The organism is Natrinema gari JCM 14663 (assembly GCF_000337175.1).
Lineage (GTDB): Archaea > Halobacteriota > Halobacteria > Halobacteriales > Natrialbaceae > Natrinema > Natrinema gari.
In genome coordinates this window covers 1-12,812 of record NZ_AOIJ01000064.1, presented here as the reverse complement: position 1 = coordinate 12,812, position 12,812 = coordinate 1, and the positions used below count along the sequence as shown (strand labels likewise).

The following is a 12,812-nucleotide window of genomic DNA, read 5'->3' as shown; positions in this document are numbered from 1 at the left end:
AGTCGCTACACCCGCTGAGGCGGTCGATTTTTGGCATAGGCACCACAAAATCGTGCCGCCTCACTTTTCACGCTTAACGAAACAGCGCCCCCTTGACCTGCCAAAGCCAAAAGCTCTGAGAGCTTATCTCCGTAAATAGGAGAGAAAAAGCACGTTGCCGAACTCTCTCACGAAGACAGCAGAACATTTGAACGGTTGATATTAACCTAGCTGTTCACGATGGGGAATGTACTAGTTTCGTAAAACAGCTCGAATCACGTAATCCGGATCAACGTGCACGAAGGATTGATTGCTATTTCATCTGAATGTGTGGCTGTTACAGTATCCAGCGCTGGCTTTCACTTGTTGACCACCGAAGTTCACGACCACCACCCGACGGCCGAGAGCCCTATCCCCGACTGGCTCTCTGGGACGCTGATCCGCAACGGCCCCGCCGGCTTCGAGGTCAGTGATCGCCGCGCCAATCACTGGTTCTAGCGATGCTCCGCCTTCTACGACGGTTTGCTCCGCTGCTCGAACTGGTTCCTCCGTACCGATGCCCAACGCGGACACAATGGTCGGTCGGCTGACCGGCCAGTTCGGCACTGACACGCGTGGCTGGCGCCGCATCCTCGAGGCCACAACCGCTCTAGGAGTCTTCTATCTGACCGACAATGTGAACGTTCACGTCACCCACATTGACAGCGAACACGTCGCACTCACCGAGACCCGCGCCGGGTCGCCTTCGATCCCGAGGCGCTCGAGACACTTCTCTCTGCCTTCCGCTTGGCTGCAAAGTGCTGGTAATGTTTATCCGGGAGGTATCCCTCGGACGAGGTATGGACGACATCGAGGGCCAGGTAATCTTGGACGTGCAAAAGCTGGCTGGAAGGGAGCACGAAGTATTAGAGTGGGAAGTTGACGTACCTAGTGAGTCGGTGGTCCTCGAGCTCGGTGATGGATCGCTACTGATTCCTGTCACTGATACCGAGACTAACAGACCAGGAATCTTCCAGACAAAGGGGGTTGATGAGTGGGACGATCTCACCGGCTCCATGATCACTAATCTAGCTCCTATGTCAGCGGAAGCGATGGAGTACCGAGATTGGGATTCATTTGGTTATCGACCACCCGTCCTCACCCTTGATACAGGGGAACGCCTATACCCGGTAGCTGATCCGGAAGGCAATCAGTTCGGAGTCTTATTCCGAGTTCAGGACGATGAGACCTTCATCGTCGACTTCGAACCAGCGACAGGGAAGTGATCCTTAGAAATCGACGTACTGTGATTCCTACTCTTGCCGCTCTTGTAGGTCTCGTCTAGTCGCTAGTACACAACGAAGGGTCCTTCCTCATATCGGGTCCACGTGGTACTTGCTCACAGTCTCCGAGGAATCAACCCGATTCAGTCGTCGGAAACCGCTTTACCAGAGTTTGATGCATCTGTATTGGCTGCAGGGGACTCTGCAACTTCAATGAGAGAGTCGAGCACTTTACCAATTCGTTTCCCTGCAATCGGTGGTACCGCGTTCCCAATCTGTTTGAACCAGCTCGTAAAGGGTCCCAAGAAGATGTAGTCATCCGGGAAGGACTGTAACCGTGCCGCCTCGCGAGGGGTAATACCACGATTTCGCTCTGGATCCGCGCGGTCGGGGCTTGGACGTGCATGCTTGTAGTAATCTGGCAGCACGTAGCTATTCGCATCTTTGGCTAGATGAGCCACGATCGTCGGGGATGGCTCTGACCATTCAAGCATACGGTACTTATCCCCGAACCTCTTATTTTCGGCAGTCCCGACGTCGTATTCGACATATTCTGAATATTCTCCGTCAGAATTATACTTCACATCCCATCCGGTATCACCTGGACTCAGGGCCTTATCAAATAGAATCTGATCTTTCTCCATCGGGTGATCTCGAGCCTGATGGTTGAAACAGAGGCTGGTTCCAGAATCGAGATTATGAGTACGCACGTAGTCGCTCCTAAAGCCACGTCCCGTCTTCGGGAGGAGTCTTCCACCCTCCCCTCGCCGAAGACGGGGGAGTCCGGAGAGCCCCTGCTGGATACTCTGTGTTTTGCCTTCTATCGAGAGTTCATTCAGCAGATCATCTGCTGTTGCACTCTCTGTGAGGTCGTCGCGGATCCCGATCAGAAGCACCCGTTCTCGTTTTTGCGGGATGCCGAGTTCAGTCATGTCCTGTAGCTTGTACTCGACATCATAACCGGGGCCTGTTTCACTAAGCATTTCAAGGTCCTCTATCACCCAGTCAATGACCCGGATGTCAGTATCTCCTACCTCATTGACCATCCCCTCGACGTTCTCCATCACGATGGCCTTTGGCCGGAGTTCCTCGACAGCTTTCACGTACTGCGTGTAGAGGGTCGTCCGGTCGTCATCGAGAATGCTGTAGTCCTCGTCGTCTCCTCGACGCGACCGGTACCCCGCTTTGGAGAGCGACTGACACGGTGGGCCACCGACTAGCAGATCGGGCTCGCTTACAGACTCTTGGATACGCGCCGTGAGATTGACCTCGCGGACATCCCCACAGACGACGTTTCGGTGTGGAATTTCGGGGTGGTTCAGTCGATACGTCGCTACGGCGTCCGTATCGATATCGATCGCCCACCTGATATCGTAATCCGCCTGCCGTAATCCACACGAAAGGCCACCGGCCCCCGAAAAGAGGTCGACAACGGTTGGCTCATTCCGCTCCATCTGTTGCTGTCGCAGGCGGTGTGTGAGCAGGAACTTCCGGATTTCGCAGTCCTCGCCACAGACATCCGTTCCTGCAGTGACTGCGTGCGTGGCGAGTGCCCGATAGAGCGGAGCGATCAAACGGTCGGTCAGCTCCTCTTCGAGCACATGGCGACGACTCTCCGCCGAATGCAGGTCCTCTGGATCGAGCAAACCGAGGGCACACAGGAACTCATCAACGCACGGGTCAGACGGCCAGACAGGCTTATCGAAGGCTGTCTGTAGAAGCCACCACCCATCATCTTGTTCAATCCCGGGGACACTCGTGAGGAAGTCTACATAGTTCTGGTACTGCACCCTCGAGAAGTCCCGGAGCGTCACCCCGTCCGTATAATCGGTCTCTCGAACGGCCACGAGAAGCTGTTCGAGACGGGAAATCCGATCCTTGCTTATTCCCTTCAGTGAGCAGGCATCTTGGAGTGCCTCTGACAGTTCATCGTGGTCCATCGAAGCGAGCGTTTCCCAGTTCCCGTGTTGCTCCCGGAGTTCCCTGACGGTTCGTCTGGGTTGGCGCTGGAAGAAACGTTCCGCTGGGGCGTTGACGGCAGGTCCTAGGACGACCGCAGCTACGGCATCCAGCGGATCGTCGCTCCCGCAGAGCGGGTCATCGCAGGGGCAGAGCTCGTTGGGCGTTTCACCCTGAGCAGAGTCAATCATCGCGTATCGGCAATCGTCACCATTTTTTCCGCGCTGCCGCGCCAAGCACTCTGGCGTCGACTCGGGACAGCCAACCGGATTCATTTGCTGTTTACGCATATGGGCTGCCGTCAGCGTGTCAATGAGGAATTTGATATTGCCGAAGAGTAGCTGTCGATGGGCGTCACGTTCCCTAGTTGGCGCTGATCGCACTAGCGCCATCGGCGAATCGGAACACGTGACCGATTCAGTCATACCAAGTGTTATTTCGTCACCAAGGATAAACTCCAGGAAAATCAGATGCTACTTATTCCAAATACCTCCCACGATCGTTCGGCCACTACCTTTGCTGGAGTAATTGTCTTTCCAAACAAATTTTCCGCCTAGGTCGAGACCAACCCACAAGATCCTCGATCCGTTTGTTCCAATCAGTAGAACCCTAACCCGATCGTTCAACTTCGCACTCCTCGACCTCGGCGCTCTTCACTGTACGCACGCGCACCCCAGTTGTGAGGACTGTCAACTCAATAGCGGATGTGCGTATTCACAGGCATAGCCGTCAGGGACAGTCGATCCAGACTCTGAGAACGGGTAGCATCCGTTTGTCTCGTGGTCGTGACTTTACCCATCGGCGCTACACGCACGTGCGCGCACGGCGCGTGTGGGCTCGTTCGCGCGTTTCGCACCCGCGAGCGCGATTAGCGAAACAACTCTACTCAGACCCCGCCCGAATATTTATGAGGGCGGGGTCTGATAGTCAAGCATGGTCCGCACCACTACAGTCCAACACAAGGCCACTGCGGCGACGCAGCACCGTCCGAACAACGCTTTCGGCCTCGGTCCCGTGGAGCGTGGAAACGTATGAGCAAGCCCGTGCGGCTCTCAGGGGCCCGCTCCAAGATGTACGCCGAACGGCTGCTGACCGCTGATAGCCCCGACGAGGTCCGAGCGGTCATCGACGAACTGGAAGAATTCCTCTCTAAGCAGGGGGAAGCGTACGAGATCTACTGGATGCCCCTCGGCAGCGACGAGAACAACTACTCTGACGTCTACACGCAGGCGAGTTCCCCGATGGCGGCGTTCTCGGAGCTGCCGCTGAACGCGGAGGACTCGCTCACCCTTCGCTTCTACGAAGAGGCCCTCGCGATCGGCGACGATCCGAGCGCTTCCTCGATGAAGGAAGCCGCACAGTCGGACTGGGTCGACCTCGACGCCGCCGAACTCGAGATCGTCGCCGACGGCTACGCACCGCAGGAGGGGAACTTGCTCAATCTGACGGTCCGTGACAACGGCAAGGGGAAAGCCCGCTCGGAGTTCGACGACTTCGTCGGGCTGCACGCGCCCGGGCTGAAAAAGCAAGAGTACGACTTCTTGCAGGGGCAGTACGGTATGGGGAGCACGGCCGTAATGCAGTTCGCCGGAAACATCGAAGAAGAGTACAACGAACGGGCATTCAAGTTCATCGCCAGTGCGTCCGTTCATGAGCCGGGCGAGTGGTCTTGGACGTTGATCCACGACAAGCCCAACAAGAGTCAGGTGGAGTACCTCACGGTGAACGGCGAGTTCCCCATCTTCGACGGGACGTTCGGCGGGGCCCTCACGGAAAAATTCCGTGAGAGCTACCCCGAGAAGTACGACTTCGAGAAGAACACCACGACGCCAGACCCCCAGAACCACGGCGCCTTCGTCAAGGTATACAACTACCAGACGAACGCCTCGCGGACGATGATCAGCGGCAACGAGGGGTTCCGCCACAAGTTCGAGCGGGCAGTCGTCGACTCACCGTACCCCATCCAGCTGACTGACCTCCGGTACAACTCGAAGTTCCCGCAGAGCTACACGCGAGGGTTCCGCCAAGAACTGGAGGACGGCAACGAGCACCTCCTCGAGGGGAAAAAGCACCTCACCGTGGATACGGGATCGGAGACGCTAGGCGAGCGCGACATCACCGTGTTGCTCTTCAAAGACGACGACGAACTCGGTGACGCCGCCAGCGAGAAGAGCAAGTTCGTGTCCGGCACTTCGACGCACAAAGACGCTACCGGACGTACGGGAGTCCAGAAGGACCACGCCGTGATGCTCACCATCAACGGCCAGACCCACGGGAGCAAGAAAGAGTACTTCCTGAAGTCGTTGGGCTACTCGAAGGTCGCCTCTGAGACCGTCGTAATCGCGGAGTTCGACGATCTCGCGAACCTCGGAATGGTGAACATGTTCAGCCCGTCACGAGATACGCTGAAGGACTCTCCACAGGCCAACAAGTTCCTCAGCGCCCTCGAGGATGCCCTCGAAGGAAGTGACCTGCTCACCGAGGAAGAGGAACGACGACGGGCCCAGCGTGGAAACGCCGAACCGGCGACCGACACCGACACGTTCGCTGAGTTCATCGATCGGAACCCGGAGGTCGGGAACTTCATGGCCACCGGCGAACGGATCCGCGCACCCCGCATCCGTCCGAGTGACGGTGGGAACGAGTCCGCGCCTGAGTCCGACGACGACAACCTTTCCGACCACACGGACACCTCGGGTGGTGACGAAAACGGAGGCGACGCGCCGCACGCGCCGAAGCTCCCGACCTTTCTCGTCCCCATCGAGGAGTACAACCCCGGGAGCGAGGAGCACGTCCTCTGGGAGGCCGACGAGCCCATGCCCGTCGAGACCCCCGTCAACGGATCGGCGACAGTTCGGTTCGCCACGGACGCTCAGAACGACTACCTCACACGGGACGTCCTCTCGGGCACGCTCGAGGTTTCGTGCCCCGAGCAGCTACGCGCGATCGAGCTTCAGGATGGTCTGCTCACGCTGACCGTGGATCCGGCCGACGACGCCGACCCTGGGAAGGAGACGTCCCTGTCGGTCGAGCTGACCCGGCCGGACCCGCGCGACTGCTCGGCGATCGACGACCCGACCGACGCCTATCCGGAATGTGTGGAGGCCGACGTCGCCACCGACGGCGGCGTGAACGTCGATACTGCCTCACTCACCGCACGCTGCCAGCTCGAGTACGTCGAGGCGACAGACAGTCGGGACTCCCCTTCCGAGAGCGAGAGCGACGGTGAGGGAGACACCACCGACACGTCCGGTGACGACGGCGCCAGCGCGAGCGACCGCGAAGGGACGGCAGGCAACGACGGTGTCACCGACGACTGGGGCTTCGAGATGCCCGACATCGCGTACGTTCACGAAGAGAACTGGCGAATCAACGACGATGGTGAGCCAATTAATCCAGAGGAGTTCAACGCAGATGATGCGAGGAACTTCAACGAACACACGCTGATACACCTCGATCCAAGTCAGGATAGCACCATCAGTGGCCTCTCACTCACGATCAACATGGACGCTGCCGCACTCCGGTCGTTCATCGTCAAGCGCAACGTCAAGGACACGTGGAAAGAGTTCGTCGAGCAGCACTACGAACTCGCGATGGTGTTCTACACCATCACCATGTACCGCGACTACGTCGACGAGTACGGTACGAGTTTCGATGACACGGGCCTTATAACAGCCGAGGTTGTAACCCAGAGCATCAACGCTCTCGCTCCCACGATTATGCCGACCATTATTCCGGACGACCAGCTCGACCGGATTACCGAGTGATCAGTATGACAACAGGAAACGGTATCGGGACTGAACCCCCGGCCGACGATGAACGCATTGCCCGGCACCTCCGTGAGACGGTGCTGAAACAGGCTCGTGGCGACATTGACGAACGGGTCCAGCGGGACTTTCCCAGCGACCGGTTCTTCGCAGGCGCGCTGGCGCCCGAAAGCGAGGATCAGCTCGACGATCCGGACGACGACCTGCAGTCGAAGATGCAGCCGACCGGCCTCGGCGCCACCGTCCGCGTACGAGGCGGCACCGAAGGCGACGAGCTGATCCTTTCGGTCAACGCGAGTGTGTGGGTGCGGGTTAATCCCACGTACGACGAGATGGTGAACCGGGACTCCTTCGTCGCACTCGGGGACCGCGACGAAGACGACGACGGCGACAGCCTGCTCCCGGTTTTCGAACGAATTGATCTCGACGTACCGCCGATCAAGATCCCGGCGTCTGCGCTCCAGACGCCGAGCCGGACGACTCCGGATGTCGTCCAAGAGCGCGCCCGCGACGCGTTCCAGACAGCATTTGCGGACGCCCGTGAGTATGCTCGGGAGAACTACGACCTCTACGCCGAGACGGACGATGACGACACCGTCCCGACGGCCGCGCTGGAAGACGAGGAGAGCTTCCGTGGCTACCTCGCTGAACGCGCTGCGGAGGGGTCTCTTGTTCTCCCCGACTGGCACGCCAGCCTGATCGTCGGGGTGATGGCCGACGAGGAGAACGGTGACGACAGCACCATCGTCGACCTCGAAATCGCGAACGAGGCGGTTCAGTCGCGTGACGACGCCATCTACACCATCCGGGACCCGACCCTGTTTGAGGTGGGCCTCGAACTGAAGACGACCGGCGATCTCGAGTTCGTCCCCTTCACATTCGACCCGCTCCCTGAGGACTTCCGGTACAACCGCGACCTCTGGGGTCACGGGCGCAACTGCACGGTCACAGCACCCGAGCGCAACGACCAAGAGGTGAACGAGGAGGGGGTCCCGCCCGGCCGTCGCGCTCCTGACGCCGCGCCGACGGCGAATCGGCTGGAGACGCAGTTCATCCCGGAGTATCGCCAGCTCGTCTACGAATCCGCAGACCGCAACGTCGACGCATCGTTCGAGGTGCTCGCGGACCTGGAAGACAGTGGTCTCGACACCCTCGACGACATTGCCGCCGAGATGCGGCAGTACCTCCGCGAGGAGTACGACACCGCGCTCGAACAGTATCGGGAGCGCGAAGACTGGGACGACGATCCCGAGACAGGCGACCTAGCCGACTTCACCGACGACCGTGATGCGTTCGAGCGCGAGATCAAGCGCTTCGAACGCGGGATCGAGTGCCTCCGTCAGCACCCCGAAACAGTCGGCCGTGCGTTCGAGCTGATGAACGAGGCGATGGACCGGATGCACGAGTTCTCCGGCTGGCGCCTCTTCCAGTTGGTGTTCATCGTCATGGAGGTGCCCGACGTTGCCAGCCGTGAGTACGAAGAGTGGGCAGACGTCGACTGGCGCAATGGGTCGACCGAGGACCACGCGGAGGACGCCGATTCACCCCTCGACGTCGTCGACGTACTCTGGTTCCCGACGGGCGGTGGGAAGACCGAAGCGTTCCTTGGGGTCGCCGTCTGGAGTATGTTCTTCGACCGGCTCCGCGGGAAGGATTTCGGCATGACCGCATGGACGAAGTTCCCGCTTCGGCTCCTCTCGCTCCAGCAGTTCCAACGGATGACGGAGACGGTGATGTACGCCGACCTCGTTCGCCGCGAACAATCAGATATCGGCTCCCACCCCTCCCGCCCGTTTTCCATGGGCTACCTCGTCGGCAAGGCGAACACGCCGAACGCCCTCACCGGGTACGACAACAACAACCACCAGCGGTATCAGGGCTCATCTGGAGAGAGTCTCCGCCGTGAGGCGAAGGTCGTTCCCAGCTGTCCGGCCTGCGGAGCGGATATCGAGGTCCGAATCACGGAAGACGACCATCGGCTGACCCACTGCTGTACAGGTAGCAGCTTCGACTGTCCGTGGCAATCGCGCTCGCTTGACTCTGGTGAGACGTACGCCGAGGAAGAACTCCCGGTCCACGTCGTCGACAACGAGCTCTACCGGTACGCACCGACTATCATCGCCGGGACGATCGACAAGATCACGGCTATCGGCTATCAGCGGAAGTTCGCTCACCTCGTCACGGGTGAGATGACGCTTGAGTGTCCCATCCACGGGTTCGCAAGCCTCGGGGAGTGCACCGAGAAGTACGGCTGTCCGATCGACCAAGATGATTTCCTCGACATGGCCCGTCCGGTCGAGCCCTACGACCCTGCACCGTCGCTGATGGTCCCCGACGAGCTCCACCTGCTCGAGGAGAGCATGGGGAGCTTCGACGGCCACTACGAGACCGGGGTTGCTGAGCTACAGGAACTCGTCGAAGCCGGTACGACGAAGGTGATTGCGCCGACTGCGACGATTACCGGGTTCGAAGACCAAGTGCACAATCTGTTCATGCGGCCAGCCGAGCGCTTCCCTTCGCCCGGGCCGTACCTGCGCGAGAACTTCTACGCACAGGAGCGGGCAGAGACCCAGCGCTACTACATCGGGCTGGTTCCCCACGGGAAAACCCACATCAACTCCATCATCGATCTCCTCTTCTACTACCACAGGGAGGTCCAGAACCTGTTCCGCAAGTCCCTGAACGAGCCGAGTCAGGTGCTGACGGGGGCTGTACTCGAGGGGACGGACACGTCGGCACCGCTTGAGGCCGACTCGATTGACGAGGTGCTGGCACTGCTCAGCTACTACAGCACCAGCATCACCTATCTCCTGTCGAAGAAAGACGGTGACCGGCTGGACCAGTCCATCGTCTCCCAGCTCGACACCTATCTCCAGGAAGACGGCCGACCACCGCTGGCTTCTGAGCGGATGACCGGTGGGACCGGCTTCGAGACCATCATGGAGGTCCTAGACATCGTGGAGGACCCCTGGGACGAGGAAGCCGATGAACAGATCATCAACCGGCTGATCGAACGCGGGGTGCTAGAGGAGGACGTGAAAGACTCCGTCCTCTCACTCCGGAGTACGCTCGAGGCTAGCCTCAACGAGGAGAACAAGGTCGTCAACAGTGATCAGTTCGACATCGAGCGCGCCAGTGCGAGCGAGGACACGCGCGAGGCGCTCGCCTGGTTGCTGGCGAGCCGGCTCAACACGATCACGGCGACAAACATGATTGCCCATGGGGTCGACGTCGACCGGTTTAACATGATGACGTTCTTCGGAATGCCCCGCGGGACTGCTGAATACATCCAGGCGAGTTCCCGTGCAGGCCGGTCGCGGCCCGGGCTTGTGTTCAACGTGGCACACCCCATCAGGGAACGCGACCTGAGTCACTACCACTTCTTCGAGAAGTACCACGCCTTCCTCGATCGGCTGGTCGAACCCGTTCCGATCAACCGCTGGGCAAAAAACAGCGTCAAACAGACCCATCCAGGCCTGTTCATGGGACTGCTACTCAACCACTACATGTACCGCGAGGGCGTCGGGAACCTCTACTTCGGTGATAACGCCGAAGAGTTCGCTGCCTCCGTCGACGAGGGAGAGCTCCGCCAGCAGATGCTGGGGATGTTCGGTAATCCTGATGACCACGAAGAGTTCCAGGGCGATATCGAGGACCTCACGAAAGAGGCCCTCTCGCAGCTTCGCCTCGACGACGAGCAGTGGACAAGTGGCCGCATCAAGCGCTCGCCGATGCGCAGCCTTCGGGACGTCGACGAGCAGCTCCCAATCCGGTCTGAGTACCGCTACCGAGAGATATTCGAGACCATGGACAACCGGTGACCAACAATGAGTATGGAACGTAGCCGCCAGCAGATCCTGTATCAGTTCCTTCCGGGGAACACGTTCGACTACAGCGACAAGCGCGGCATCTGGCAGGTGAACCGCCTCGAAACTACTGACGCGAGCAGTCAAGTCGACCGGGAGTACATCGTCGACCGCGTGTTTGCCCGTGCGAAAAACTGGGACGGGCGTGAACAGGGCTTCACCTCGAGCAACCCGTCTCACTACGACTTCGCCGCTCCCAAGGAAGTGCGTGCTCGCCCCTTCCCGACGACCTTCTACTGCACGAGCTGCCAGAAGGCTCACGGGTACTACTCCGCGGATGATCTCAGCGGGAAGAACCAAGCGCTGAAGTGCCAGCGTTCGGGCTGCAACGGCGACCTAAAGCAGTACCAGTTCGCCAGCGTCCACAGCTGCGGGGAAATCAGGCGGCTGTACCCCCAAAAGTGTCCCGAGCACGGCGATCAGCACATTATCCTCGATACCCAGGACAGCCAGCGCGCGCAGAACTTCAAATGGCGGTGTAACATCTGTGGATGGGATACCCGGGTGAGCTACTACCAGAATTGCGGCTGTGACTACGTCCCGCCGGCGTACGAAGACGATCCGGACGAGGACAAGATGTACACGACCGTCCACCGTGCGGGCTCGACGTACTACCCGCACTACCTGACGACGGTGAATCTGCACACCTCGGGTATCGGGCACCTCCGCGGGAGCGAGGACGGCTCACGGAAGGCACTCGCCAAGCACCTCAGGCTCACTGACTCCCCACTGCAGGCCGTCGACATGAATGAGGGGATAGAGGGCGCCGAAATCGACGATGACCGGAAGATCGAGGTCTATCAGACCGAACCCGGCGTCGATTCACTGGACGAGGCTGAAGACTGGCTCCGAGAGCACGGCGAGATTGACAGCCAGACCGTCGGTGAAGTCATCACGGAGTTGATTGACCTAGACGCGGGCGAGAACGCCGAGGAGATGACTGACGCCGGCGACGAGCTCCTCCAGTACGTGCTCAGTCTCGAGGAACTCACTGCCCACACCATCGACGAATTAGAGGAAGACGCTCGCAATGAGGGGTTCCCCCAGAAGGCAGACAAGATCTCGACCTACACCGACGACCTCGAGCGCCTCGGGTTCAGGGACGTTCGCGTCATCGAGGACTTTCCCGTCCAGACATTCGTCTATGGGTACACGCGCGGTGGCCGTGAGGAGGATGAAGCCCGGCTAAATGCCTTCTCCCAGAACGCAAGCAGCGGTGATGGGACTCCGATCTTCGTCGATACCTCAGAAACCGAGGCGACGCAGTTTGATCTCGACCCAGCTGCCGTATTGCTCTGGCTGGCCGTCAATATCCCGGGGACAAGCGACGAAGATGCGGTTCGGGGGAGTATCACGCTTCCTTCCCTCCCGGAGAACCCTGAGAAAGGCGATATCGAGCGGGCACAGGCGGCTATAGAAGATCTCTCTGAGACCGAGCAGTGGGCGTTCCTGCTGAATCCCCTCGACCCCGTCGACCAGTATGGCCGGTTCGACACGACCACTGACGATACTGTCGAAGGTCAGGTGACAAAATACGTCTTCGAGATGCTGCACACGCTCTCACACATCCTGCTGAAGCAGGCGAGCACAATCAGCGGGTTCGACCGAACGAACCTGAGCGAGTTCCTCTTCCCGCGAGCGCTGTCACTGGTAATCTACACCAACAACCGGGAGGAGTTCAATATCGGCGGGATGACCACCATGGTCGAACAGCAACTAGACGAACTCCTAGGCCAGGCGAAAGCCCACGGGAACGAGTGTATGATGGACCCAGTCTGCTCACAGCGTGACGGGGCCTGTCTGTCCTGTCTCCACGTGAGTGAAATCAGCTGTTCGTACTTCAACCAGGTCCTCTGTCGGGACTACCTGTTCGGGAGCCGACCCAACACGGACCGATCTATCGAAGGGTTCTGGCGACTGTAGCCTTCCCGCCTCTCGTTTCAACCTATGTCCAGCCAACACCCAGCCATTGATCAGAC

Annotated in this window: 6 protein-coding genes; 5 read left to right on the top strand and 1 reads right to left on the bottom strand. The window is 59.5% G+C overall.

Translation table 11 applies throughout. From position 1 onward, the window contains the following. The first annotated feature begins 345 nt into the window (after window positions 1–345). Together C486_RS22495 and C486_RS16625 are read left to right on the top strand one after the other, a co-directional pair. Complete coding sequence (locus C486_RS22495; RefSeq protein WP_241432538.1) at window positions 346–477, top strand: carotenoid oxygenase family protein; 132 nt, start codon at window positions 346–348, stop codon at window positions 475–477. 341 nt (window positions 478–818) lie between these two features. Beyond that, window positions 819–1,244: a hypothetical protein gene (locus C486_RS16625; RefSeq protein ID WP_008458152.1), complete on the top strand. Its 426-nt coding sequence runs from the start codon at window positions 819–821 to the stop codon at window positions 1,242–1,244. A gap of 140 nt (window positions 1,245–1,384) precedes the next feature. Here C486_RS16625 and C486_RS16620 read toward each other — a convergent pair whose 3' ends face one another. Further along, on the bottom strand, window positions 1,385–3,625 hold the full coding sequence (locus C486_RS16620) for a DNA cytosine methyltransferase (RefSeq protein WP_241432537.1): 2,241 nt from the start codon (window positions 3,623–3,625) through the stop codon (window positions 1,385–1,387). Between the two features lie 606 nt (window positions 3,626–4,231). Here C486_RS16620 and C486_RS16615 point away from each other — a divergent pair. Genes C486_RS16615 through C486_RS16605 form a run of 3 tightly spaced genes read left to right on the top strand, consistent with a single transcriptional unit; the run spans window position 4,232 to window position 12,756 of the window. Then, complete coding sequence (locus C486_RS16615; protein ID WP_049910652.1) at window positions 4,232–6,967, top strand: hypothetical protein; 2,736 nt, start codon at window positions 4,232–4,234, stop codon at window positions 6,965–6,967. A gap of 5 nt (window positions 6,968–6,972) precedes the next feature. Next, entirely contained in the window at window positions 6,973–10,788 is a 3,816-nt protein-coding gene (locus C486_RS16610) for a helicase-related protein (RefSeq protein WP_049910651.1), read from the top strand. A gap of 6 nt (window positions 10,789–10,794) precedes the next feature. Then, the gene (locus C486_RS16605; RefSeq protein WP_241432536.1) at window positions 10,795–12,756 is read left to right on the top strand and encodes a hypothetical protein; all 1,962 of its coding nucleotides are present in this window, start codon (window positions 10,795–10,797) and stop codon (window positions 12,754–12,756) included. Window positions 12,757–12,812 lie beyond the last annotated feature (56 nt).